The following is a 25,458-nucleotide window of genomic DNA, read 5'->3' as shown; positions in this document are numbered from 1 at the left end:
TTCTCCTGATATCAGAAGAGTTGCTTTATCGACTGAACCAAGCGGCTTTGCACAATGCTGTCGCCTATCAGCTCAATAGCGCGACTCTGCGGCACCGGTGGCACAGGCTTGTTTGCCTTACACGTGCCAGGCGCGCGGAAGTGTGGCGCTGACGGTTTGGCGGGCGGCGGCGTAGTGCCTTGATGCAGCGGTTCATTTAGCAACTGGCTTGGGCGCACCAAGGTGATATCGGCGGGTAAGGTCGGAAGCATCTGTTGCAGCACGCGAACCGTGGTGGGATGCGGGTGGCCGATGGCAATCGCATAGCCGTCACGCTGCGCCAGTTTAACTGCACGGGTAAACTGGGTGCGGATCGAGGCTTCATTCTGGCTATCGTCAAGGAATACGCGACGTTTCAGTACCTTAACTTTGGTGCCTTGCGCCGCTGGAACGGATTGGCTGTTGCCGATGGTCATGCTATCGAGAAAGTAATAATTATAGTGATTCAGCACCTGCATCACTTTCTGCATGCCGGGCAGGCTGGAAGTCATCTTGCTGCCCATATGATTATTCAAACCGACCGCATAAGGCACTTTTCCGGAAGCTTCGCGAATAATGCGCTCAATTTCCGCGCTGCTCATTTCCGGAGTCAGTGTGTCTTTTTCCAGCGGTTGTTTGCTGAGCGGAGCCATGGGCAAGTGAATCAGCACTTCGCGACCGCCCTGATGGGCTTTGGTTGCCATCTCTCGCGCATGTGGCGCATTAGGTAACACGGCAACCGAAATCGCCGTGGGCATTTGCAGCACTTTATTCTCTTCGACCGGGCGATAACCAAAGTCGTCGATCACGATGGAGAGCTTTCCAGCATGCGCGGAAAGTGTGAAAAACAGGCCGCACACGGCGGCCGAGAGCTTAGAGGGTCGAAACAAAACTTATCTTCCTAACCACGGGAGTGGATTGACGGCCTGTCCTTGACGTCGGATTTCAAAGTAGAGCGAGGGCGTGCCGCGGCCGCCGCTGGTGCCCACAAGGGCGATAGGCTGTCCTGCCTTCACCTGAGCACCGACGCTCACCAGTGCGCTTTGGTTATAGCCATAAAGGCTCATGTCGCCTTTACCGTGCTCCAGTACCACAACCAGACCGTAGCCTTGCAGCCAGTCGGCCATCAATACGCGACCATCAGCGATGGCTTTCACTTCGGTGCCTTCTGGCGCATCAACCACCAGACCTTTCCAGCGCAGTTCGCCCTGCATGGATTCACCGAAGCGGTGTTCGATACGTCCTCGTACCGGCCAGACGGCTTGCCCGCCGGGCTTACCTAATCCGCCGGTACGCGCCATCAACTCACGCTCACTTTGCGTGGGCTGATAGCTAGAACCTTTGGCTTTTGCCTGTGCCTGACGCTGACGCACTTTTTCTGCTTCGCGCGCTTCACGTTCAGCACGTTCACGCGCTTCACGTTCCGCCTTGGCAATTTTGTCTTGCAAGCGGCTTTCGTTGGCGCGCATTTCGACCAGATCGGCTTGATCTTTTTGCAGTGAGCTTTCCAGCACGTTAAGCGTCTTTTTGCGCGCCGCGCTGGCGGTTTCTAATTTGCTTTGTTGTGTCTGCTGCTGGGCAAGTAAAGATTTTTGCTGATCTTGTTTGGCGCGCTGCGACTGGCGCTGTTCCGCGAGCTGTTGCTGCGTTAGCTTAAGATCGTCGATGTTTTTCTGACGTGCGGCGTTGAGATAGCCGAAATAGGCAAGGATGCGCTCACTACGCTGCGCTTCTTCACCGCCCAGCAGCAGTTGTACGCCATTGTGTTGGCCTTGACGGAAAGCAGCATCCAATTGTTCCGCAAGCAGTTTCTCCTGCTGCGCTTGCTGCTTTTCCAGACGAGAAATTGACGCGCTAAGCTGCGCGATTTCTGCGTCAAGCGTGCTTAGGCTGTTGCGTGTTTCACGCAGTTGCCGACTGGCCTGCGCAATCACTTTTTCCTGACTTTGCAGTTGATCCAATAGTTTACTGCGTTGAATTTTTTGCGCTTTAACGCTTTTTTCTTTCTCAGCGATATCTTGCTGGATCGACTTTAACTGCGTTTTATTGTCATCCGCGCTGCGTGCGGCAACAGGCATTAACAGTGCGCCCGCTACCAGCAGACTGAGGGATATTTCAGACCAGCGAAATGCCAACGGATGCGTGGGGCCGTTGAAACGGGTCCTTGTATGTGTAACGGTCGCTTTTCCCTTCATAGTCGATAATTATTCCACGATGAACAGCCGCTTACCAGTTAGCCCGGCCGGGTTTTACTTTGCTAAAAATGTCTGTACCGAGCTTAACGGCATAAACTTTGTCTTAATTTTGCGATTAGAACACTTTTTTTGGAAAATGACGCACAAATCGTAACTCTGGCCCGTTAGCGACTGTACATGCGAAGTGGCGCAGGTATACTCAGAACCCTTGTTTTAGCTTATCAGCCCGGTTTGGAGTCGTTACCCCTCATGCAAGAAATTATGCAGTTTGCAAGCAATCACCCCATCCTCAGTCTGGCATGGGTTGCTTTACTCGTCCTCGTGATTGTGACCACCGTTAAAGGTATGTTCTCTAAAGTAAAAACCATCAGTCGTGGTGAAGCAACCCACCTGATCAATAAAGAGGACGCGGTGGTGGTAGACGTTCGTTCACGTGACGATTACCGCAAAGGACACATTTCAGGGGCAATTAACGTAGCGGCAGCAGACATTAAAAAAGAGAGCTTTGGCGAGCTGGAAAAGCACAAGTCACAGCACATAATTGTAGTTTGCGCCACCGGTCAAAGTGCGGGTGAATCTGCAGCGAAATTGAGCGCAGCAGGTTTTGAAAAAGTCTCCGTATTGAAAGATGGCGTGAGCGGCTGGAGCGGCGAAAATCTGCCGCTGGTGCGCGGTAAATAATTTCTTAGAGGTAACCAAATGGCGAACGTAGAGATTTACACCAAAGTCACTTGTCCTTATTGCCACCGTGCCAAGGCGTTATTAGATCAAAAAGGCGTGTCGTTCCAGGAGATTCCCATTGACGGGAACGCGGCGAAACGTGAAGAGATGATCCAACGCAGCGGCCGTACCACGGTGCCTCAGATTTTTATTGATGCGCAGCACATTGGCGGCTGCGACGATCTTTACGCGCTGGATGGGCGTCAAGGACTTGATCCTTTACTCCAGGCATAACTTTTCGATCAGACAATTTTAACTCACAGGATTTAGTCTCATGTCAGAACAAAGCAACAGCGAAATGCAGTTCCAGATTCAACGTGTTTACACCAAAGACGTCTCTTACGAAGCGCCAAACGCGCCGCAGGTTTTCCAGAAAGAGTGGGAACCTGAAGTTAAACTGGATCTGGATACCGCCTCTTCTCAGCTGGCTGATGGCGTTTTTGAAGTGGTTCTGCGCGTTACCGTTACCGCTACCGTTGGTGAAGACACTGCCTTCCTGTGTGAAGTCCAGCAGGCTGGTATCTTCACCATCAGCGGTATCGAAGGCACGCAAATGGCGCATTGCCTTGGTGCGTATTGCCCGAACATTCTGTTCCCGTATGCGCGTGAGTGCGTTACTAGCCTGGTTTCTCGCGGCACCTTCCCGCAGCTCAACCTCGCGCCAGTTAACTTTGATGCGCTGTTCATGAACTATCTGCAGCAGCAAGGTGAAGGCGAAGCGCCACATCAGGATGCCTGATGACTACACTCAACGCTTCAATTAGCGTCATCGGTGCCGGCTCGTACGGCACCGCATTGGCCATCACGCTGGCCCGCAATGGCCATCCGGTTCTGCTTTGGGGCCACAATCCACAAAGCGTAGCGCAGCTGCAAGCTGACCGCTGCAATGCCGCTTTCCTGCCCGATGTCCCTTTCCCTGACAATCTTGTTCCTGAAGCCGATCTAGCTACTGTGGTTAGCGCCAGCCGCGATCTGCTGGTTGTGGTGCCGAGCCACGTATTTGGCGATGTGCTGACGCAGCTTAAACCGCATTTGCGTGCTGATTCACGTATCGTCTGGGCGACCAAAGGATTGGAGAAAGAGACAGGACGATTGTTGCAGGATGTCGCGCGCGAGATTCTCGGTGATGCGATTCCTCTGGCGGTGATTTCCGGGCCAACCTTTGCAAAAGAGCTGGCAGCAGGTATGCCAACCGCTATTGCCTTGGCGGCGACAAATGCGCAGTTCGCTGAAGATCTGCAACAAAAGCTGCACTGCGGCAAAAGTTTCCGCGTCTACAACAATCAGGACTTCATCGGCGTGCAGTTAGGTGGCGCAGTGAAGAACGTGATTGCGATTGGTGCGGGGATTTCTGACGGTATTGGTTTTGGTGCTAATGCGCGTACCGCATTGATCACCCGTGGCCTGACCGAAATGAGTCGCTTGGGTGCTGCATTAGGTGCCGATGCCACCACCTTTATGGGCATGGCAGGATTAGGCGATTTGGTGCTGACGTGTACCGATAATCAGTCGCGCAACCGTCGTTTCGGCATGATGTTGGGACAAGGCGAGAGCGTTGATGAGGCGCAACGCATTATCGGACAAGTTGTAGAAGGTTACAGAAACACCAAAGAAGTCAAAGCATTGGCGGCGCGCGTAGGCGTAGAAATGCCAATCACTGAGCAGATTTATCAGGTGCTCTATTGCGGAAAATCAGCGCGAGAGGCAGCATTGACGTTACTTGGCCGTGCACGGAAGGACGAGAACAGCCAAAGCTGAAGCAGGATGCGACAGCGTCATCACCTGTAGCGCCCTATCAGGCGCTTTTTTTATCGGGAGCAAACAGCAATGTCGTCTGAAGAGTTAGAGCTGGTCTGGAACCATATCAAAGCCGAAGCCAGAGCGCTGGCCGACTGTGAACCAATGCTGGCCAGTTTTTACCATGCGACATTACTCAAGCACGAAAATCTCGGCAGCGCGCTCAGCTACATGCTGGCGAACAAGCTGGCGAACCCGATCATGCCCGCCATCGCCATTCGCGAAATCGTGGAAGAAGCTTATCGCGAAGACCCGGAAATGATTGTTTCTGCGGCCTACGATATTCAGGCGGTCCGCCAGCGCGATCCCGCCGTCGATAAGTACTCGACGCCGTTGCTGTATCTAAAAGGTTTCCACGCGTTGCAGGCGTATCGCATTGGCAATTGGTTATGGCGAGAAGGCCGCCGCGCCTTGGCGGTATATCTGCAAAACGAAATATCCGTCTCTTTTGCCGTCGATATTCACCCGGCAGCACGCATTGGTCGCGGCATCATGTTAGATCACGCCACTGGCATTGTTATTGGTGAAACGGCAATTATCGAAAACGATGTTTCCATCCTGCAATCGGTGACGCTCGGCGGTACCGGTAAAACCAGCGGCGATCGTCATCCGAAGATCCGTGAAGGCGTGATGATTGGTGCGGGAGCCAAGATCCTTGGCAACATTGAAGTAGGACGCGGCGCGAAAATCGGTGCCGGTTCTGTGGTGTTGCAGCCTGTGCCACCGCATACTACGGCGGCCGGTGTGCCAGCACGTATCGTTGGCAAACCGACCAGTGATAAACCGTCAATGGATATGGATCAGCTGTTTAACGGCGCAGGTTTTGAGTACGGCGACGGCATCTAGCCTTTGATCAGCGCGCCAGCATAATCGAGTTGGCGCCACGCTTCATACACCACCACCGACACCGCATTCGACAGATTCATGCTACGGCTTTCTGCCATCATCGGAATACGGATTTTCTGCTCCGCGGGTAACGCGTTGAGAATCTCTGCTGGCAAGCCACGGCTCTCTGGACCAAACAGCAAATAATCACCTTTCTGATAACTTACCGCGCTGTGCGCTGGCGTGCCTTTGGTCGTGAGCGCGAACAGACGTTGTGGTGCTTCAGCCGCCAAAAATGCCGCGTAATTCGCGTGCTTTTTCAAAGCGGTATATTCGTGATAATCCAATCCGGCGCGGCGCAGACGCTTATCATCCCAGGCGAAGCCCAGCGGTTCAATCAGGTGTAATTGGAAACCGGTATTTGCACACAGGCGGATGATGTTGCCAGTATTTGGCGGGATTTCAGGTTCAAATAAGACAATGTTCAGCATAAATCGGCCCCCGGAAAACAGGGGCCGAAGCATACCAAATTATTGGCGAGCGGAGTACAGCGGCAACCACAACGTCAGGCGCAAACCGCCCAACGGGCTGTCATCGGCTTTCACCCAACCGCGATGTTGCTGAATGGCGGTTTCAACAATCGCTAAGCCCAAACCGGTTCCGCCAGATTCGCGATCGCGTGCTTCATCGGTGCGGTAGAACGGACGGAAAATCTGCTCACGATCTTCAGGGCTGACGCCTGGGCCATCGTCATCGACATGGATGGTGATACCTTCGATATCTACCGAGAAGCTGACGCTGATGTGTGAATTTGAATAGCGCAGCGCGTTACGCACGATATTCTCCAGCGCACTCTCCAGCGCATGCGGATTACCGTACAGCGGCCAAGGCCCCGGCGGATAAGGCACATCCATCAGTTTACCCATCTGCTCGGCTTCAAACTTGGCGTCTTCCAGCACCCCATTCCACAGCTGATTGGCTTTCATCGCTTCGCTAACCAGCGCGTTGTTGTGCTGCGTTCGTGACAACACCAGCAAATCGTTGATCATGCCATCCAGACGCTGCGCTTCTGTTTCGATGCGCTGTAGCTCTTTGCCTTCACCATTACGACGACGTAGTAAAGCTGTTGCCAGCTGCAAACGGGTTAATGGCGTACGCAATTCATGACTGATATCGGATAGCAGGCGCTGTTGCGCTGTCATCATGCGTTCGAGCGCGCTCACCATTTGGTTGAAACTCGAACCCGCAGCGAGGAATTCCTGCGGACCTGATTCCAGTTCTGGATGTTGGCGCAAGTTGCCGCTCGCCACTTCATCCGCCGCATGTTTTAGTTTGCGAGCGGGGCGCGCCAGGCTCCACGCCAGCCACAACAGTAGGGGAGAACTGATCAACATGGTGACAATCAGCAACAACAAAGGCCGATCGAACAGCAAATTGACGAAGTCGAGCTGCGAACTGGTTGCGGGTCGAATCAGGTAGAGTTGATAGTTATCTTCACCATCGCGTACCGCGAAAGGGCCAACCATTTCAACGCGACCATACTTTTTCTTCTGCGGATGATCAGCATTATCAGACTGGCCGATAAAATTGCGGATGATCTGCATTTCATTGTGCTGTGCGCCAATCACGCGGCCTTCGCTAGTCACCAGTAACAAGCGTTGACCCGGCGGCGCCCATTTGTCGATGGAGCGGAACAAACGGCGCCACCACATCAGGTCGTTCGGCGGATCCTGCGATAATTCCGCTTCAACATGCTGTTCAATCATGGTGCCTTGACGCTGTTCACTTTCCAGCAACGCGGTCATCTGGCGTGAATCGAGTTTCGGCACCATTAAAACAAGCATCAACACCAACGCTAGCGTAAGCCAGAAGATGGCGAAGATGCGGGTGGTTAAACTTCCAATCATGATGCCGAAACCATCAGATAGCCGCGTCCGCGCAGGGTTTTAAACCACGGATGACCATCACGACGTTCCGGCAATTTACGACGCAGGTTAGAAATGTGCATATCAATAGCGCGGTCAAACGGCGTTAAACGCTTGCCCAACACTTCCTGGCTGAGATGCTCACGCGAAACCACCTGACCGAGATGCTGAGCCAGCAAATAGAGCAGGGTGAATTCGGTGCCGGTGAGATCCAGCGTTTCACTGTCAAAACTGGCTTCCTGACGACCTGGATTCAGGCGCAGGCAATCCACTTCCAGCGTTGGTGAGCTATTGTCGTGCTGTTGTTGCTGCTCGCTCCAGTTGGAACGGCGCAAAATGGCACGAATACGCGCCACCAGTTCGCGATCGTTAAAAGGTTTAGGCAGATAGTCGTCCGCGCCCAGTTCAAGGCCCAAAACGCGATCCAGTTCGCTGCCGCGCGCGGTTAGCATAATGACCGGAGTTTGATGCTGTTGGCGTAGTTCTTTCAAAGTATCGATACCGTTCTTCTTCGGCATCATCACATCAAGCAATAACAAGTCTACGGTGTTGTCCAGCAGGTTAAGCGCTTGCTCACCATCGCTTGCCACAATCACCTCAAAACCTTCCATCTCAAGCAGTTCTTTAAGCAGCGAAGTTAATTCGCGGTCGTCATCAACCAACAGGATTTTATTCATTTTTTATTGCCCTCCGCAGGCAAAATACCGTGTTCCTTGACTTGCAATCCAACGCTTTACGTAGTTTTACACCCCCTGACGGATGTTTGCAGCCACCGCCGTACACTGGCTCTCGTTGAATCGCAAACGGAACGAACTGGGAGTTAACGATGCGCTACTTAACCGCCGTCGTCATTGCCTCAGCGATGGTTCTCAGTCAGGCCAACGCCGAAGCAGCTGACAAGACGACGATTGACGAGATGCATCCGAACAGCGGATTGACGACAGGCAGTATGACGCAAAATCCGCAAAGCTACATGTTCGATGGTATTGAGCTCACTGAGCAACAGCGGCAACAGATGCGAGACCTGATGCAGCAAGCGCGACACGAGCGTCCAACCATCAGCGTTCAAGATATAGAAACTATGCATGACCTTGTCATTGCAGACAAATTTAACGAATCGGCTATTCGACAGCAGGCAGAAAAGCAAGCCCGCGCAGCGATAGAACAGCAAGTCGAAATGGCTCGGGTTCGTAACCAGATGTACCACCTGCTAACGCCTGCACAGCAAGCGACATTGCAGAAGAATTATGAGCGCCGAATCGCTGAAGTTCGTCGCCTCTCAGGATTGCAGCCATCATCACCGCTGCAAGCAGTGAGTAGTACCAGCAGTAACCAGTAACATAGTATCCCTGTTTTCCTTGCCATAGACACCATCCCTGTCTTCCCCCGCATGATGCGGGGGTTTTTTTTGCCTGTCATTTCTCTCTCACATCATTACCTTAGAATTCAATCACGCAGCGCACATTAGCCGGTGATAAACTTTAGCCATTCTGCAAATCATAAGGCCGCATCTAAGAGGTGCGAGAGCCGACGAGGCAAGGCATGGATTCTTCCTATGCAAAATTAGTTAACCGGGCGGCATTGTCGGCCACCACGCTGGCGACTTCATTGTTAATCGTCAAGATTTTCGCTTGGTGGCATACCGGATCGGTTAGTATGTTGGCGGCGTTAGTGGATTCTTTGGTGGATATCGCCGCATCGCTCACTAACTTGTTAGTGGTGCGTTATTCGCTGCAGCCAGCCGATGACGATCACACCTTTGGACATGGCAAAGCCGAGTCGCTAGCGGCGCTGGCGCAGAGCATGTTTATCTCGGGTTCGGCGCTGTTTCTGTTTCTCACCGGTTTTCAACATCTGGCCTCACCCAACACGCTGCATGCGCCATTGGTCGGCATCGTCGTCACGGTGATTGCCTTGTTTTCAACGCTGATTTTGGTGGCATTCCAGCGCTGGGTGGTGCGTCGCACGCGTAGCCAGGCGATTCGTGCCGACATGCTGCACTATCAATCCGATGTGGTGATGAACGGGGCAATATTAGTCGCGCTGGGCTTAAGCAGCTATGGTTTTGTACGAGCGGATGCGTTATTCGCGTTGGGCATTGGCGTGTACATCCTCTACAACGCGTTGCGCATGGGTTATGAGGCGGTACAGTCGCTGCTGGATCGCGCGTTACCGGAAGCGGAAAAGCAGGCGATTATCGATGTGGTAACCCATTGGCCCGGCGTACGCGGTGCACATGCGTTACGCACGCGTCAATCTGGCCCAACGCGCTTTATCCAATTGCATTTAGAGATGGACGATCACTTGCCGTTGGTGCAGGCGCATCAGGTGGCCGATCAAATAGAACAGGCGATCCTGCAAAAGTTTCCCGGCTCGGACGTGATCATCCATCAGGATCCCTGTTCTGTTGTACCAGGAAATCAACAAGGTTTTTCCAGTTTTAGCGTATAAAAATCATGTTGTTGCACATAAAAAATGACGGAACGCTAACAACTCTGTAAAAAAATAGCGAAAACTTGTCTGACCTGAATCAATTCAGCAGCATGCCTTTGATATACTATTCTGCAACTATTAAGCCATGCGATCGCGAGCGGGTCCCTAGCCGGGCACATGGCAGGAATAATCCTTAGTTTTGAACAATCCAGAGGTTGTCATGATCAAAAAAATCGGAGTACTGACCAGCGGCGGCGACGCCCCAGGCATGAACGCAGCCATTCGCGGAGTTGTACGTTCCGCGCTGAGTGAAGGACTTGAAGTTTTTGGTATCTACGACGGCTATCTGGGCTTGTACGAAGATCGCATGATCAACCTCGACCGCTACAGCGTGTCAGACATGATCAACCGTGGCGGCACCTTCCTCGGTTCCGCGCGTTTCCCAGAATTCCGTAACGATGAGGTGCGTCAAACCGCGATTGATAACATGAAAAAGCGCGGCATTGATGCGCTGGTGGTCATCGGCGGTGACGGTTCTTACATGGGTGCCAAGCGCCTGACTGAAATGGGTTTCCCGTGCATCGGCTTACCGGGCACCATCGATAACGACGTGGCGGGCACCGATTACACCATCGGTTATTTCACCGCGCTGGAAACTGTGGTTGAAGCGATTGACCGCCTGCGTGACACCTCATCTTCCCACCAACGTATCTCCATTGTTGAAGTGATGGGCCGTTACTGCGGCGATTTAACCCTGGCGGCGGCGATTGCTGGTGGATGTGAGTTCATCGTATTGCCAGAGATTCCATATACCCGCGAAGAGCTGGTGGCTGAAATCAAAGCGGGCATCGCCAAAGGTAAAAAGCACGCTATCGTGGCGATCACTGAGCACATCTGTGATATCGACGATCTGGCGCACTTTATCGAAGCCGAAACCAAACGCGAAACACGCGCGACCGTACTTGGCCATATTCAGCGTGGCGGCGCGCCTTGCGCTTATGACCGTATTCTGGCGTCACGCATGGGTTCTTACTCAATCGAGCTGCTGCTGCAAGGTTACGGCGGTCGTTGCGTCGGTATTCAGAATGAGAAGATGGTGCATCACGACATCATCGATGCGATTGAAAACATGAAGCGTCCATTCAAACGCGATTGGTTGGATACCGCGAAAAAACTCTACTAATCCTGCCACATCAAGGCGCGACGCAAATCGCGCCTTTTTCATCTCTGTATATATTCCACCAAGTTATAACAGCTTATTTTTAATTCTTTAATTCATGGATAAGTTTGTGTCAGTCTTGTTCTATAACGACCTCGGGAGAGCAAGCAATGAACAAGTGGAGTATTGGTGTCACCCTGTTACTGGCTTCAACCAGTGTTCTGGCAAAGGATATTCAGCTGCTAAACGTCTCTTACGATCCTACTCGTGAGCTGTACGAGCAGTACAACAAAGCGTTTAGCGCCCACTACAAACAAGAAACCGGCGACAACGTGGTGATTCGCCAGTCGCACGGCGGTTCAGGTAAACAAGCGACCTCAGTGATCAATGGCATTCGTGCTGATGTGGTTACGCTGGCGCTGCAATCCGATGTGGATGCTATTGCTGACCGAGGTCGTATCAATAAAGATTGGATCAAACGCCTGCCGGATAACTCTGCGCCGTACACGTCGACCATCGTATTCCTGGTGCGCAAAGGCAACCCGAAAGGCATTCATGATTGGCCGGATCTGATTAAACCGGGCGTTTCTGTTATCACGCCAAACCCAAAAACCTCAGGCGGAGCACGCTGGAACTATCTGGCGGCATGGGGTTGGGCGCTGGATCAAAACGGTGGCGATCAGGCCAAAGCGCAGGCTTACGTCAAATCGCTGTTTAAAAACGTCGAAGTGCAGGATTCCGGTGCACGCGGCGCCACCAATACTTTCGTTGAACGCGGCATTGGCGACGTGCTGATTGCGTGGGAAAACGAAGCCTATCTGGCGGTTGATAAGCTGGGTAAAGACAAGTTTGAAATCGTCACGCCAAGCGAGTCGATTTTGGCGGAGCCAACGGTTTCCGTGGTGGATAAAGTGGTGGATGAGCAGGGCACGCGGAAAGTGGCCGAAGATTATCTCAAGTACCTTTATTCACCTGAAGGTCAAACCATCGCCGCCGAGAACTTCTACCGTCCGCGTGACGAAGCGGTAGCGAAGAAATTCGCCAGCACCTTCGCGCCAGTGAAGCTGTTCACCATCGACAGCAAGTTTGGTGGCTGGACGCAAGCGCAGAAAACCCACTTCGCTGATGGCGGCAGCTATGACCAGGTGATGAAGCCGTAATCACTTTAATGCTGGCGGTCCCTTTGGACCGCCTCTAGAACCGTAGGGTCGCCATTCATGGTGACCTTTTTTATTCCTGCGTTGCCAACCGTCGCCCTGCGCGCTGTGCCACCAATGGCAGCAGCGCTTGCCGCACCAGATAACCATCCGGATCGAGTCCCCAACCTAACTCCGCGGCAGCATCGACAATCGCTTTATCCCACTCAATTCTTTTGCGTCCGTCGCCAGCCGTGGTGATCACCACTTCGCATTCACCATTCTGCGCCTGATAACGCCGCCAGCTATTTGCAGGTACGGAAACCACCGAGCGTTCCGGCGCGTTAATCGTCACTTCCTCGCCATCACGATTAAACGTCACTTGCAGCGAGCCTTTGAACACCATCAATACCTGAACCTGCTCGCAGCGATGCGCGCCCATTTCGCCGTTGGCGGGCAGCGCCAGCCATTCCACTGAGAAGCCATGGGGTACAATGATCGGCGGATTGACCTGGCGATCCTGACTGATGCCATAGCCAATCACCGGCGCCATACGCGCGCCGTGTCCCGGCAACATCCCATCCAGCAAAGCATGATCGCACCACGCACGCTGCTCGCCGGTTACGGCAAATTGCGCCATTTGCTCTGGCGTGTAATGTGCCAGTTTCGCCATTTCTGCTTGCGGCAACGGCAGCATGCGCTCCGCAACTGGCGGAATCGCGGCACCGGCTGAGGTATCGATCAGCATGTTATTCGGGCTGAGATAGAGTCCATACTCTGCTGCCGCCGCCATCACTTCTGGATGCCAGATAATGCCGCCGGTGTTATCGCCGCCGAGCACGGTAAATACCCAGCCATCGGTATTGGTAGCGGAGACATTGGTGAAGCCACGGAAAATCCACGTTGGCAGGCTGACAATCGCGGGTGCTTCCAGCTCCAGCGCATTTTCGCCTTGGTTGCCCCAACGAAAACGCCAGCGACCTTCGTGGATCAGGAACACTTCGGCAGTGAAATGCAGATGCAGATTGTTGGTCACGCCTTTCGGCATCGCCGCCGCGCCAATATTGAAGCCGTGCGCTTCAGGAATGTTGATCACCTGCTCAGACGATTGCGTCACACCCGGCCCGATAAACGAGTAGTTTTGCTTGAGATGCGATCCCGGCAGTTTGCAGTCGATAAACGCCAGATTGCACGAAACCATATCTTCTGGCGCGATCAGGCGGGTGCGTGCCGCAGCGGCAGTTAACGTTTGCTGTTTCATTTTCTTCTCCTTAATAACCCGAACCGGAACGCGCAGGCAGCGCTTCGCCGCGCGCGCTGGCAACGGCGTGGCGTGCGGCATGAGTTAATTGCATGACATCATTGGCGGGTGTGACCAATTGGAAACCTTGCGCCACACGTTGCGCGGCGGCTTCTCCGCTGGTGCAGAAAATCCCCGCCAGCTTGTGGCAGGCGCGCGTGCGGCTCAGCACGCGTTCAATGGCATTGAGCATTTCAGGATGCTGCGATTCGGCGCTGGCCTGGCCGGTCAGCGTTAAAGACAGATCATTGGGGCCGATAAATACGCCGTCCAGGCCATCGACATCAAGAATCGCATCCAGATTGGCTAACCCGGCGCGGGTTTCAATCATCGCCAGCGTCAAGATTTGTTGATTGGCATGCTGCGGATAATCTTTGCCGCCATACAACAAGGCGCGCGCCGGGCCGAACGATCGCGAACCTTGCGGCGCATAGCGACAAGCATCCACAAAACGCTGCGCTTCTTCGGCGTCGTTGATCATCGGGCAGATAATGCCGTACGCCCCGGCATCCAGCATGCGCATGATCTGTGCCGGTTCATTGTGCGAGACACGCACCAGCGGCGTAGCGGGTGTTGATGATAGCGCCTGCAACATGCTCAACGCGGCAGCAAAATCAATCAGGCCGTGTTGCAAATCTACGGTTACTGCGTCGTAACCTTGGTGACCGGCAATCTCAGCGCTGTAGCTGCTGGGAATCGCCAGCCAGCCGTTAATGATCGGTTCACGGCGTTGTTTCAGTGGGTTGATACGCATTGTTCGCTCTCCTTTATCCAGGTTTGCAGCGCGCTGGCGCAGGCTTGCGGCTGTTCCAGCGGCAGAAAGTGTCCGCATTGCTCAAGCGTGATGTGGCGTGCAGTCGGCGCTGCTTTCGCCAGCAGGTGATGATGTTCGGGGGTACAAATGACGTCGCTGTCGCCGTTGAGAATCAGCAGCGGCGCATGCAGCGCGGGTAAGGTGTGGCGCAGATCGCGACGTTGAATGGCGATGGCGGTTTGCTGACGAAAGCGTTCAAGGCTGTTGCGCATCGCCATCGCGCACAACGTATGAAACAGGTCGCTGTCCGCCAGCCGCGATGCATGCACATAGCGCGGCCACAGCTGCTCAATGACGGGCGTCATGCCGTGTTCTTCGGCTTGTGCCAGCAACGCAATGCGTCCGGCGGCATTGGTCGGCGCATCGGCCAGAGGATTGACCGCCATCAGCGTCAATCCCGCTATACGCTGCGGCGCTTGGGCTTGCATCTCCAGCGTCACCAAGGCGCCGAGCGAAAATCCAGCCAGTAAAAAGCGCGGAGGCAGCTTGTTTAGCAACTGCGCCGCCAGCTGCTCAGCGCTCTCCGCACCGCCGATTTCTGGAATGATGACGGGTTGCTGCGGCAGCAAACGACAAATCGGTTGCCACAGCGCGGCATCACACAGCGTGCCGCCGAGCAGGACTAATGGAATCGACATACTTAGCCCTCCGCCGCCGGACGCGCATTGACCATCTGCATCACATGCCGCACCAGCAGCAGCGACAGCAGCGAAATCACGCCAATCACCATGAAACCTTGCTGCATCGCGAAGTAATACTTGATGTAGCCAACCAGCACCGGGCCAAAGAAAATCCCGGCAGAGTAGATGCTTTGATACAAGCCAACGCGGGTGGATTGTTGCCAGGCGGGTGTGCGGGTCACGATTAGCGAATTGAGCACCGTGGAGATCATGCCGAAGGCGCAGCCCGCTAGCGCTTGCAAGCCGTACAATAGCCAGATGTTCGGCGCGTAAGGCATGGCAATTGCCACCGCACCTTGCAGCAAGCCGCCAATAATCGCGGTATTACGCAAGCCGAGTACGCGATAGAAGAAGGGCGCACACAGCGCGGTGGCTAGCGCATAAAAAAACAGATGAATGCCGCTCAAGGTCGCCAATGATGCCGCCGCCATGCCGAAACCTTCCGCCAGCAGCGGCGTTAAGGTATCGCGGGTGGCAAACGGCACCATCATCACCAACGCGCACAGCCCGCCGAGATACCACACCGACGGATCGCGCAGTTGCACGCGCACCGCCGAAAGCCGCTGTTCGGTTGGCATCGCTTGCGGACGTTCTTCGCGGATGAAAAAGGTCAGCAGCAGCGCCAACAGTGCGGCGCTGGAGGCGACTAAAAAGCTCGATTCCGCCCCAAAATGACGGGCGATAAATCCCGCCACTGAAATGCCAATAAAGGTGCCAACCGGCGAAGTGACACTCAGCATCGCCACCGCAGCGGCGGCTTCCAGTGGTGGGAAATAGGCCACGAACATCACGTTGTAAACCACCCACGTCGCGCTGGTCACGCCATCGGCCAGTTTGGCGATAAACAGCGTTTCCGGCGTCGGCCATACATACACCACCGGCCAGGCCAGCAGGGTAAACAGCAAACCAATCTGGATAATGCGTTTCCGGCTGCGAAAGCGATCCGACAAGATGCCGGTGGGAAAACGCAGCAACATGGAGGCCAAACCGGTGGCACCGATGATGATACCCATCACGCGCGCTTCCACATTCAGCGAAGTAATGTAGGGCGCAAGAAACGGATCAAAGGCGTGAATGCTGATAAAAAACAGCAGGCTAATAATGAAAAACAACAGCACATCGCGACGCAGTAATGCTTTCATGGTTATTCCTCAATAAGCCGTCCAACCGCCATCGACTTTCAGCGCGCTGCCGGTAATTAACGCGGCGGCGGGCGACGCCAGAAACACCACTGGCCCCATCACATCCTCCAACGTGCCAAGGCGGCCAAGCTGAATGCGGCGCAGCGTTTGCTGGCGGAAGGCTTCATCCGCCAGCGAAGCTTGCGACAGTTCGGTTTCGATAAATGTCGGACATAGCGTGTTAACGCGGATGCCATCGCGCCCCAGTTCCAGCGCCATGGCACGCGTTAACCCTTCCAGTGCCGCTTTTGATGCGCAATAGACGCTGCGCTGCGGGCCACCGACGTGTGCCATCTGCGAGGAGAGATGAATGATGCTGCCGCCGTGCTGCGCGGCTTGCATGCCCGCCACAACCAGCTGCGACAGAAAGAAGGTGGCACGCAGATTCACCTCCATCACCGCATCGAAATTGGCTTCACTCACTTGCGAAAACGGCTGGTGGCGCGCCAATCCCGCGCTGTTAACCAGCACATGAAAGCTCGGCAACTCGTCTAAGGTTTGACGCACCAGCGCGGTGTTACACACGTCGAGCGGCAGTGGATGCAGCGTTAATCCAGCTTCGGCGGCTTGCTGCACCGCGCTGGCGAGGCGATCGCCATCGCGCGCGGCAATCCACACTTGCGCACCGGCTTGTGCCAGCGCGACAGCGGCAGCAAAGCCGATGCCGCGCGAACCGCCGGTCACCAGCGCGCGATGTCCATCCAGGCGGAAAGAGGGCGTATTCGGCACCATATGCACCTCCTTATTTCGCACCAACTGGCGCGGGCGCGGCGTACGGCACCGTTTGCTGCCCGTAGCGACGCACGCGAATGTTGGCTTGTTCGGCATGACCGGCAAAGCCTTCCAACAGCGCGAGGCGTGAACAGTAGGCACCGATTTCCGCTGAGGCGACGTCGCTGGTCACGCGTTGGAAGGTGCAGGTTTTCATGAATTTCCCCACCCACAAACCGCCGGTATAGCGTGATGCGCCCAGCGTCGGCAGCGTGTGATTGGTGCCGATCACCTTGTCGCCAAACGCCACATTGGTACGCGGGCCGAGGAACAGCGCGCCGTAATTACGCATGTTTTGCTGATACCAATCATCACGATCGGTCATCACCTGCACATGCTCAGAGGCGATACGGTTGGCTTCCGCCAGCATTTCTTCGTGATTGGCACACAGAATGATTTCGCCGTAATCGTGCCAGGCTTTTTGCGCCACGTCGGCGGTTGGCAGTTGCAGCAGAAGCTGGTGGATAAAGCGTTCGGTATCGGCGGCAAGCTGGCGCGAACAGGTGAGTAAAATCGCCGGAGATGTTGGGCCATGTTCCGCCTGGCCGAGCAGATCGGTGGCGCACAGTTCGCCATCCACGCTGTCATCGGCGATCACCAGCGTTTCAGTTGGGCCAGCAAACAGGTCAATGCCAACGCGGCCAAACAGCTGGCGTTTCGCTTCGGCCACCCACGCGTTGCCCGGCCCAACCAGCATATCGACCGGTGCAATGCGTTCGGTACCCATCGCCATCGCACCGACCGCTTGAATGCCGCCCAACGCATAGATCTCGTGCGCACCCGCCATGGATTGTGCTGCGACAATCGCCGCCGCCGGTTGGCCGTGGAACGGCGGTGCGCAGCTGACGATACGATCGCAACCGGCCACTTTGGCGGTGATGATCGACATATGCGCCGACGCCAGCAGCGGATATTTGCCGCCCGGCACATAGCAACCGACGTTGCTGATGGGAATGTTGCGATGGCCGAGAATCACGCCTGGGCGGGTTTCGATTTCCAGATCGCTAAGGCAGCTTTTCTGTGCTTGCGCAAAGTTATAAACCTGCTCTTGCGCGAACTCGATGTCGCGAACGTCCTGCTTGCTCAGCTGCTGCAAACAGGCGTTGATCTCCTGCGGCGATAAGCGGAAATCATCGCGGGCGAAGCCATCGAATTTGATTGAGAGTTCGCGTACGGCTTCGTCACCACGCGCTTCGATCTGTGCCAGCACCGCTTCCACATCGCTGCGTACGCGCTGTTGCTGCTGTTGACGTTCGGCTTTTGCTGCCGCCTGTTTTAACCAGATTGCCATGTTCTTTTCCTCGTAATTGCATCCCGAGAAATAGGTTTGCATACGTATGCAAAAGACGTAAAGCGGCAAAAAAAGAAAAGGTGAAAAGTGAGAAATTACGCAGTTTTTTCAAGTGACAGGCAGCAAAAAGCCCCCGTGAAACGGGGGTTTAGGACTTCGTCGGGTCGCCATTTAAGGTGACCGTTATTAACTCACGCGTTCAGCAACTTCTTCATGGTTTTCAGTGGCACGACGCATATGACGCATCTGCACCCGCTTCGCGGCCAGCGGCGTCAGCAATCCGGCGATCAGACACAATCCGCCAATCACCCAATATCCGGCCGACAAATTCACGTGCTGCAACAGCACGCCCATCAGCACCGGGCCGAAAAACATGCCGCATGAGTAAATGGTTTGGAACAGCCCCATGCGCGTGGTTTGTTCGTTCTCCGTGGTATTCACCACGCTGAGTGACATAAACACCGCGAACGCCATGCCGAAGGAAAATCCAGCTAGACCTTGCCACAGATAAATCAGCCACAGGTTGCTGGTGAACGGCATGAAAACCGACGAGATGATTTGCAGACCAATGCCAACCAGCGCGGTGTTCACTAAGCCAAGTCGCTTATAAAACACCGAACTGCACATCGCCACGGCTATGCCATAAAACAACAAATGGATATTGCTCAGCACCGCCAGCGTGCCCGCTTTGGCACCCAACTGCTGCGCGTAAATCGGTGTGAGCGTGTCGCGCGTGGCGAACGGCACCAGAATCACTACCGTCGCCAGCAAACCAATAAACCAGATGGTGCTGTCGCCAAGCTGACGTTTGGCACTTTCCACGCAGGCTTTGAGATGGGGCGCACGGTGAATATCTTCCCCTTCACGAATGCGCAGGCTGAGCAGCAACGCCAGACAACCGGCGGCCGCAGGGACAAAAAACGCATGCGTATCGCCGAACCACAGCGCGACTGCGCCGCAAATCGCGTTACTGATAAACACGCCAATCGGCCCAGCCAGCGCCAGCAAGGCCACGGCGGCAGGTGCTTCATCACGACGAAAATAGCGAATGAAAATAATGTTGTAGAGCACCCAACTGGCGGCAGCGATGCCACATGCCAGCTTGGCCAGCCAGAACGTCAGCGCAGCGGGGAACATCCACGCCAGCGGCCAGGCGATCACCGGCAACAACAACGCGAACTGCATAAACACTTTGCGATTTTTCATCACGTCGGAGATGACGCTGAGTGGAAAACGGATGCATAACGAGGCCAAACCAGAAGCGCCCATGATCATGCCGATGGTTTGCGGTTCAATGCCCAAGCGCACCATGTACGGTGCCATGAACGCATCGAAGCCGTGAATACAGATAAAAAACATCACGCTCATTAAAAAAAACGCCAACAACTCGGGACGGCTAAACAGTGCTCGAAACATAGTGTTGAACCTCTTTTCAAGCCAGATATGTGACTAAAAACGCGGGTTTCTTCCTGAGTCCGGGTCGATTATTTGGTTTTCTTTGAATACGTATTCAACGGCCGAAGTTACGAAATGATTTCAGGTTTGTAAAGTGCGTGCTTGGCATTGTGAAAAAAAAGTTATTGTCTGTTGCATACGCATGCAAAACTGGTGTAAGAGTAAAAAACACACACCGAAGCAGGTGAGTCTGGCCGGTGAAATTGGCTACAATGCCCGGCAGTCACCCGCGCATCAGTGTGCTAAACAGGAAGATAACGCCATGAAACGTAAGACCTTCGGTCCAGTGACCTCACAACAAGTTGCGCAGCACGCTGGCGTTTCGCAGTCGGCGGTGTCGCGCACCTTCACGCCCGGAGCCAGCATTGCCCCGGCAACGCGTGAAAAGGTGCTGCAATCTGCCCGCGAGTTAGGTTATCGCCCCAACGCGCTGGCACGTTCGCTGAACACCGCACGCTCACGCATTGTCGGCGTGGTGATCTCCTGTTTCGATAACCCGTTCTATCCGCATGTGCTGGAAGCGCTGGGACGTGAGTTGGATGCGCTTAACTACCATTTGCTGCTGTTCGTCAGCGATCGCGACAGCAATGTTGATCGCATCTTCGACCAGATCATGCAGTACCGTGTCGATGGCATTGTGTTGGCATCCGGCGCGTTATCCGATGAATTGTCGGAAGAGTGCCACGGCGCAGGCATCCCAGTGGTGCTGTTCAATCGCACCGCCGAAAGCGGCATGGCATCCAGCGTCAATACCGACAACCGTGCCGCCGCACGACAAATCGCCGAGTTTTTATTGGCAGGCGAACATCAACGTTTTGCCTGTGTAACCGGCGCCGATAACGCTTCGGTGAATCAGTTGCGCTTAGAGGGTTTCCGCGATGCGCTTCAGTCGTGCCAGCATGAGGTTATTGTTGTGTCTGGCGAGAACAGCAGCGAACACACCGCGCAGGTGGCGCGCCAATTGTTCAGTAGTGCTGCGCCACCGGATGCAGTATTTGCGGTTAACGATCACATGGCGCTGACGGTGATGGATGTGGCGCGTTACGAATTCGGCCTGCGCATCCCCCAGGATGTTTCCGTGGTGGGCTATGACGATGTCGGCCCGGCGGGTTGGCCTTCGTATGCGCTGACTTCAATCAGCCAGCCGGTTGAAGTAATGGTACAGCGCACCATTGGATTGCTGATGCAACAAATCGACAGCGCGGTGATGGCGCCGGAGCAAATTGTGATTCCCGGCACCTTGGTGGTGCGGCACTCCGCGCGACGTCCGCGTCATGGCGTAGTGGAAGAGAACGGCCAACTGCTATTTCGTTCTGAGGAGGTTGAGTAATGCGATTGCCGGGTTTCAGTCCCCAGTTTGATTCTATTCAGCAGTTCATCCTGACGCTCACGCATGTGGTGTGGGAGCAAAAGGATATCGGACAACTGGCCGATTTCTACGCCACGCCGGTAGTGTTTCATACACCGGAAAAGCGCCTGACCGAACTGAATGATTTCATGCGTTTAACGCTGGAAGCGTTGCATTGCTTCCCGCAGCGACAAGTGCTGACCGAAGATATTCTCACCGCGCGTGAAGGCGATACCTGTTGGTATGCGTCGCAACGTACGCAAGCGCGCATCCAGCATCTGGGCGACGGCTTCTTTGGCGTGCCGAGCGGTAAAACCGTGTGGGTGCGCACCTTCGCGGATCGCATCTGTCGTGATGGGCTGGTTGAACAAGAGTGGTTGTTGCAGGATCGTGCCGGGATTTTGGCGCAGATTGGCACCAACGTGGCGGATTTTGCGCAACATTTGACGCAAATGCGCCAGCAGCAAAATTTGGAGATGCCTACGCCGGAAGAATTGGAAGCGCGTTGGGCTGGCGGCCCGGATGGCGATGATGCCGAAGGCGCGCTCGCCGGATTAATTGAGCGCTATCTCAGCATGTGGGCGGGCGGCAACAGCGGCGTGGTGCCGGGCGTTTATCATCCCGCCGCTACCTTGCACGGGCCGGGCCACAGCAGCTTTACTGGCGAACAGGAAATTGGCAGCTTCCTGTCGGGTTATCGTGCGTCGTTTGCTGACAGCGAAACTCAATTGCATCACTTAGTGGTGCGCCGCGATGCCAACGAACCGGTGCGCATCAGCCTGCGCTGGTCGTTATTAAGCTGGCACGACGGCTACGGCAAATTTGGTCCGCCATCGCGTAAGCCGGTGTGTATTTCGGGAATTACCCATTTGGAATTACGCGATGGTGTGATTATTCGCGAATATCTTGGTATCGATGAACTCTCTATTCGGCTTCAGCTACTGAGCTGATTAATCAGCACTTTTAAATAACGCATTACGTCACGGTTATTAATTCCCTTAATAACCGACGGCGTTTTGCACCCTAAATTCAGCCGGGTGAATCGGCAGCGCTTCATTGCGGGGACCGCGCTCACCCTAAATTCGTCAAAAGCAGGAGTGTTTATGTCTACAACCGACACGGCTAATAAAGCCACCGCCAGTGAAAAGAGCGCAGAAAAAACCTCAGCCCGCAGCCACGCCGAACCGGTTTTACAGGTTGAGCGTCGTGATTTTGTCGATCTGGTGCCGGAGAATCGGGCGCGGGTGCAGCCAATGCGCGGTTTCGATCCTTGCTATACCGATATCGTCGATTACATCGTGCGTTGTACCCACAAAATTTGGGACGAGCGCGATGTCGGGCTGATCTACAGCCATTACACCCACAACTGCGTGCTGTATAACGCGCTCGGCACCATATACACCCGCGAGCAAGTGGTGCTGGATACGCTGCAACGTTTGGTGGCGTTCCCGGAACGTCGTGGCATGGCGACGCAAGTAATCTGGAACGGTAATGACGTGGACGGTTTCTATACCTCGCATCTGGTCACCGGCAGCGGCCGCCACACACAATCAAGCCAATATGGCAAACCGACCAATCGCACTTTCACCACGCGCACCGTGGCGGACTGCATGATTTTGGAAAACAAGATTTACCGCGAATGGGTGGTGAGCGACAACATGTCGCTGATGCGCCAGTTGGGGCTGGATACCGACCAAATCGCCTACAACATGGCGAAAGAGCAATTTGATAAAGGTTTCCGCCTGACCGAGATTGGCGAAAACCGTCGTCTGCTGGGGCAATATCCACCGGAAAGCGATCCGGATTACACGCTGGCGCACAGCGATACCGAAGCACAGGTGTTGGGCTGGCTGCATGAGATCTACAACAAGCGCATGCTGGGCAAAGTGAAAGAGGTGTACGCCAGCAACGTGCAGTGGCATGGCCCGCTGATGAAAGAGTTGTACGGCCAGGCTTCGGTGATCCATCAAACCCTGGCGCTGATCGGCATGATCCCCGATGGTGCGTGGATGCCGCAGCATATCTGCTCCAACCCGTGTGAAGAGGGCGGCACCAAAGTGGCGGTGCGCTGGGTGATGGAAGGACATCATCTTGGTTATGGCGAGTTGGGCAAACCGACCGGCCAGCGTTTGTTGGTGATGGGCATGAGCCACTATCACGTGGTGAACGGCAAAATCGTTGATGAGTGGGTGGTTTACGATCATCTGGCGATGCTGGCGCAAATCAAGCTGGGCCAGTTGGCGGAGAGCGAAGCATGAGCAAGCAACGCGTGCAGTTTATCAAGCAAGCAGCAGGGGAAGATGCGCAGGCCGATGCCAGTTTGATCGCCACGGTAAGTGAGATTATCAGCAATGTGCGCCAGCACGGTGATGCGGCGTTACGCGATTACTCGAGCAAATTTGATGGCGTGGTGCCGGAACAGTTGGAAGTGTCGGCGGCGGAAATTGAGCAGGCGCTGGCGCAGTTGGCCGATCAAACCCGGCGCGATAGCGAGTTTGCTATTGAGCAGGTGCGTCGCTTTGCTGAAGCGCAACGCGCCACCTTGCAACCGCTGGAAATTGAAACGCTGCCGGGCGTGCACCTTGGACATCGCATCATCCCGATTGAAACCGTGGGCTGTTATGTACCGGGCGGACGCTATCCGATTCTCTCCGCGCCGGTGATGTCGATTGTGCCGGCGGTGGTGGCGGGCTGCGACAACATCATCGCTTGCCTGCCGCCGGGCGCACATCCGGCAATGATCGCCATCTGCCATTTGGCCGGCGCACACCGCATCTTCAAAGTCGGCGGCGCGCAGGCGATTGCGGCGATGGCGTACGGTACCGCGTCGTTACCGGCGGTGGATAAGATTGTTGGGCCGGGCAACGCCTTTGTAAATGAAGCCAAACGTCAGGTGTTTGGCAAAGTGGGTATTGATGCGCTGGCCGGACCGAGTGAGATCTTTATCGTCGCCGATGACAGCGCCGATCCGCGCGTGTTGGCGGCTGATTTGCTGGCACAAGCCGAGCATGATGTGCGCACTCGCGTCGGGCTGGCGACCACCAGTGAGCGCGTGGCCCACGCAACGTTGCATGCCATTGAGGCGCAATTGGCGTCCTTGCCAACGGCGAAAACCGCCGGTGAAGCGTGGCTGCGACAAGGCGAGATTGTGCTGTGCGCCGATGAAGATGCGATGGTGGCGTATACCGATGAAATCGCCACTGAGCATTTGCAGATCCATGCGCGTGATGCGCACGCGTTGGCGGCACGCATCCGCAATTATGGCTCGCTGTTTATCGGGCAAAACGCCAGCGTGGTGTTCTCGGATAAGTGCTGCGGCACCAACCACACGCTGCCCACCATGGCGGCGGCGCGTTATACCGGCGGTTTGTGGGTGGGCGCGTATCTAAAAACCTGCACGCATCAATGGATTGACGATCACGGTATTGCGGCGATTGCTGCGCCTGCGGTGCGGCAAAGTCGTACCGAGGGCATGCAAGCGCATCGCCGTGCGGCGCAGATTCGTTTGCAGCCGGAAAAACTCGACGCCATTCTGCGCGGCGCTGAGGATTAGTCCGTGACTTTCATCACCTGCCAGGCGAGGATGCTGGCAGGTGATGAACAGAGGAAGCTGGCTATGCAGGGCAAGCGTCGTACCCTGAAGTTACTGACCGCATTATTGGTGCTGCTGATTGTCGGATTGATCGCTGGCGCTATCCATTTACAAAAGAATTCCAATGCCTTGTGGCAAATCATCAATGAAAAATGCCTGCCGAATATGGCGGCCAATGGCAAACCCGCGCCTTGTCAGCAGGTCAACCGCGCGCAGGGTTTCGTCACGTTGAAAGATCTCAACGGTCCGTTGCAATATCTGTTGATGCCGATCGAAAAAATCACCGGCATGGAAAGTCCGATTATCCTTGAACCCACCACGCCAAATCTGTTTGCCGATGCCTGGCAGCAGCGTGCTTTGTTGGCACAAAAGCGCGGCGCACCGATTGCGGATAGCGCGCTGTCGCTGGCAATTAATGCGCAATATGGCCGCACACAGAATCAGCTGCATATTCATATCTCCTGCTTACGGCCCGATGTGCGGCAACAATTGGATGCGTTGTCGCCCAAGCTGAATGCGCAGTGGCAGAGCGCAACGCTGCGTAAGCATCGTTATCAGGTGCGCACGCTTTCGGTTGCCGAACTGGCGCAGCAAAGCGCGTTTATCCGCTTGGCGGATGAAATACCGCATGCACGTTCGGAAATGGGAAAATACGGTTTGGCGCTGGCGCAGCTGCCCGATGGACGTTTAGCGCTGTTGGCGCTGGAGCGTAATTGGTTGAAATTGAACAGCGGTTCGGCAGAAGAGTTGCAGGATCATAAATGCGCGATTTTGGCGCAATAAACACTGTGCGTTCATCGAATGTTTCGTAGGGTCGC

Annotated in this window: 26 protein-coding genes; 14 read left to right on the top strand and 12 right to left on the bottom strand. The window is 54.9% G+C overall.

Translation table 11 applies throughout. From position 1 onward, the window contains the following. Positions 1-11 precede the first annotated feature (11 nt). Positions 12-908 (bottom strand): divergent polysaccharide deacetylase family protein, encoded by an 897-nt coding sequence (locus ACPUC7_RS18675; RefSeq protein WP_494924016.1) that lies wholly within the window; start codon positions 906-908, stop codon positions 12-14. A 3-nt stretch (positions 909-911) separates the two neighbouring features. Beyond that, positions 912-2,213: a murein hydrolase activator EnvC gene (envC, locus tag ACPUC7_RS18670; protein ID WP_494924015.1), complete on the bottom strand. Its 1,302-nt coding sequence runs from the start codon at positions 2,211-2,213 to the stop codon at positions 912-914. Between the two features lie 249 nt (positions 2,214-2,462). Here envC and ACPUC7_RS18665 point away from each other — a divergent pair, with 249 nt between their 5' ends. The 5 genes from ACPUC7_RS18665 to cysE all read left to right on the top strand — a co-directional run bounded on the left by ACPUC7_RS18665 (position 2,463) and on the right by cysE (position 5,576). Then, positions 2,463-2,894, top strand: a complete 432-nt coding sequence (locus tag ACPUC7_RS18665) for a rhodanese-like domain-containing protein (protein ID WP_008109709.1) — start codon at positions 2,463-2,465, stop codon at positions 2,892-2,894. An 18-nt stretch (positions 2,895-2,912) separates the two neighbouring features. Then, positions 2,913-3,167, top strand: coding sequence for a glutaredoxin 3 (gene grxC, locus ACPUC7_RS18660; RefSeq protein WP_007885328.1), 255 nt, complete (start codon positions 2,913-2,915; stop codon positions 3,165-3,167). Between the two features lie 40 nt (positions 3,168-3,207). Continuing rightward, on the top strand, positions 3,208-3,672 hold the full coding sequence (secB, locus tag ACPUC7_RS18655; RefSeq protein WP_343554845.1) for a protein-export chaperone SecB: 465 nt from the start codon (positions 3,208-3,210) through the stop codon (positions 3,670-3,672). Further along, on the top strand, positions 3,672-4,691 hold the full coding sequence (gene gpsA, locus ACPUC7_RS18650) for an NAD(P)H-dependent glycerol-3-phosphate dehydrogenase (RefSeq protein ID WP_494924014.1): 1,020 nt from the start codon (positions 3,672-3,674) through the stop codon (positions 4,689-4,691). Before secB ends, gpsA begins: the two co-directional genes overlap by 1 nt. A 69-nt stretch (positions 4,692-4,760) precedes the next feature. Continuing rightward, on the top strand, positions 4,761-5,576 hold the full coding sequence (gene cysE / locus ACPUC7_RS18645) for a serine O-acetyltransferase (protein ID WP_343554843.1): 816 nt from the start codon (positions 4,761-4,763) through the stop codon (positions 5,574-5,576). Here cysE and trmL read toward each other — a convergent pair. From trmL to cpxR, 3 genes are read right to left on the bottom strand one after another with little or no spacing between them, the layout of a single operon-like run. Beyond that, on the bottom strand, positions 5,573-6,046 hold the full coding sequence (gene trmL, locus ACPUC7_RS18640) for a tRNA (uridine(34)/cytosine(34)/5-carboxymethylaminomethyluridine(34)-2'-O)-methyltransferase TrmL (RefSeq protein ID WP_494924013.1): 474 nt from the start codon (positions 6,044-6,046) through the stop codon (positions 5,573-5,575). The genes cysE and trmL overlap by 4 nt on opposite strands. 39 nt (positions 6,047-6,085) lie before the next feature. Next, entirely contained in the window at positions 6,086-7,462 is a 1,377-nt protein-coding gene (gene cpxA, locus ACPUC7_RS18635; RefSeq protein WP_343554841.1) for an envelope stress sensor histidine kinase CpxA, read from the bottom strand. Continuing rightward, positions 7,459-8,157 carry an envelope stress response regulator transcription factor CpxR gene (gene cpxR, locus ACPUC7_RS18630; RefSeq protein ID WP_007885339.1) on the bottom strand — a complete coding sequence of 233 codons (699 nt, stop codon included), beginning with the start codon at positions 8,155-8,157 and terminating at the stop codon, positions 7,459-7,461. The genes cpxA and cpxR overlap by 4 nt, the downstream gene beginning before the upstream one ends. Positions 8,158-8,306: 149 nt before the next feature. Between cpxR and cpxP the strand changes: the two genes are divergently transcribed. From cpxP to ACPUC7_RS18610, 4 genes are all read left to right on the top strand, one after another. After that, positions 8,307-8,819, top strand: a complete 513-nt coding sequence (cpxP, locus tag ACPUC7_RS18625) for a cell-envelope stress modulator CpxP (protein WP_494924012.1) — start codon at positions 8,307-8,309, stop codon at positions 8,817-8,819. Positions 8,820-9,022: 203 nt separating this feature from the next. Continuing rightward, a complete protein-coding gene (fieF, locus tag ACPUC7_RS18620) occupies positions 9,023-9,931 on the top strand; it encodes a CDF family cation-efflux transporter FieF (protein WP_494924011.1) in 909 nt (302 codons plus the stop codon). 202 nt (positions 9,932-10,133) lie between these two features. Further along, positions 10,134-11,096 carry a 6-phosphofructokinase gene (gene pfkA / locus ACPUC7_RS18615; RefSeq protein ID WP_101760662.1) on the top strand — a complete coding sequence of 321 codons (963 nt, stop codon included), beginning with the start codon at positions 10,134-10,136 and terminating at the stop codon, positions 11,094-11,096. A gap of 146 nt (positions 11,097-11,242) precedes the next feature. Then, a complete protein-coding gene (locus tag ACPUC7_RS18610; RefSeq protein ID WP_343554549.1) occupies positions 11,243-12,232 on the top strand; it encodes a sulfate ABC transporter substrate-binding protein in 990 nt (329 codons plus the stop codon). A gap of 70 nt (positions 12,233-12,302) precedes the next feature. Here the strand turns inward: ACPUC7_RS18610 and ACPUC7_RS18605 are convergent, their stop codons facing one another. The 7 genes from ACPUC7_RS18605 to ACPUC7_RS18575 all read right to left on the bottom strand — a co-directional run bounded on the left by ACPUC7_RS18605 (position 12,303) and on the right by ACPUC7_RS18575 (position 19,661). Further along, positions 12,303-13,469, bottom strand: coding sequence for a cupin domain-containing protein (locus ACPUC7_RS18605; protein WP_494924010.1), 1,167 nt, complete (start codon positions 13,467-13,469; stop codon positions 12,303-12,305). Positions 13,470-13,479: 10 nt separating this feature from the next. Further along, positions 13,480-14,262, bottom strand: coding sequence for an HpcH/HpaI aldolase family protein (locus ACPUC7_RS18600; RefSeq protein WP_494924009.1), 783 nt, complete (start codon positions 14,260-14,262; stop codon positions 13,480-13,482). After that, the gene (locus ACPUC7_RS18595) at positions 14,244-14,960 is read right to left on the bottom strand and encodes an alpha/beta fold hydrolase (RefSeq protein ID WP_494924008.1); all 717 of its coding nucleotides are present in this window, start codon (positions 14,958-14,960) and stop codon (positions 14,244-14,246) included. The genes ACPUC7_RS18600 and ACPUC7_RS18595 overlap by 19 nt, the downstream gene beginning before the upstream one ends. 2 nt (positions 14,961-14,962) lie before the next feature. Then, positions 14,963-16,144 carry an MFS transporter gene (locus tag ACPUC7_RS18590; protein ID WP_494924007.1) on the bottom strand — a complete coding sequence of 394 codons (1,182 nt, stop codon included), beginning with the start codon at positions 16,142-16,144 and terminating at the stop codon, positions 14,963-14,965. 9 nt (positions 16,145-16,153) lie between these two features. Beyond that, positions 16,154-16,915, bottom strand: coding sequence for an SDR family NAD(P)-dependent oxidoreductase (locus ACPUC7_RS18585; RefSeq protein ID WP_494924006.1), 762 nt, complete (start codon positions 16,913-16,915; stop codon positions 16,154-16,156). A 10-nt stretch (positions 16,916-16,925) separates the two neighbouring features. Next, positions 16,926-18,245 (bottom strand): histidinol dehydrogenase, encoded by a 1,320-nt coding sequence (gene hisD, locus ACPUC7_RS18580; protein WP_494924005.1) that lies wholly within the window; start codon positions 18,243-18,245, stop codon positions 16,926-16,928. Between the two features lie 186 nt (positions 18,246-18,431). Continuing rightward, a complete protein-coding gene (locus tag ACPUC7_RS18575; RefSeq protein ID WP_494924004.1) occupies positions 18,432-19,661 on the bottom strand; it encodes an MFS transporter in 1,230 nt (409 codons plus the stop codon). Positions 19,662-19,962: 301 nt separating this feature from the next. Here ACPUC7_RS18575 and ACPUC7_RS18570 point away from each other — a divergent pair, with 301 nt between their 5' ends. From ACPUC7_RS18570 to ACPUC7_RS18550, 5 genes are all read left to right on the top strand, one after another. Then, entirely contained in the window at positions 19,963-21,030 is a 1,068-nt protein-coding gene (locus tag ACPUC7_RS18570; protein WP_494924003.1) for a LacI family DNA-binding transcriptional regulator, read from the top strand. Beyond that, positions 21,030-21,998: a nuclear transport factor 2 family protein gene (locus tag ACPUC7_RS18565; protein WP_494924002.1), complete on the top strand. Its 969-nt coding sequence runs from the start codon at positions 21,030-21,032 to the stop codon at positions 21,996-21,998. Before ACPUC7_RS18570 ends, ACPUC7_RS18565 begins: the two co-directional genes overlap by 1 nt. A 153-nt stretch (positions 21,999-22,151) precedes the next feature. Next, positions 22,152-23,306, top strand: a complete 1,155-nt coding sequence (locus tag ACPUC7_RS18560) for a nuclear transport factor 2 family protein (RefSeq protein ID WP_343554539.1) — start codon at positions 22,152-22,154, stop codon at positions 23,304-23,306. Next, positions 23,303-24,601 carry a histidinol dehydrogenase gene (gene hisD, locus ACPUC7_RS18555; protein WP_494924001.1) on the top strand — a complete coding sequence of 433 codons (1,299 nt, stop codon included), beginning with the start codon at positions 23,303-23,305 and terminating at the stop codon, positions 24,599-24,601. Before ACPUC7_RS18560 ends, hisD (ACPUC7_RS18555) begins: the two co-directional genes overlap by 4 nt. A 63-nt stretch (positions 24,602-24,664) precedes the next feature. Continuing rightward, a complete protein-coding gene (locus ACPUC7_RS18550) occupies positions 24,665-25,423 on the top strand; it encodes a CDP-diacylglycerol diphosphatase (RefSeq protein WP_494924061.1) in 759 nt (252 codons plus the stop codon). Positions 25,424-25,458 lie beyond the last annotated feature (35 nt).

It is taken from the genome of Pantoea sp. CFCC18179 (assembly GCF_059412405.1).
Note: the sequence above shows the minus strand (reverse complement) of the source record. Positions and strands in the feature narration are given on the sequence as shown.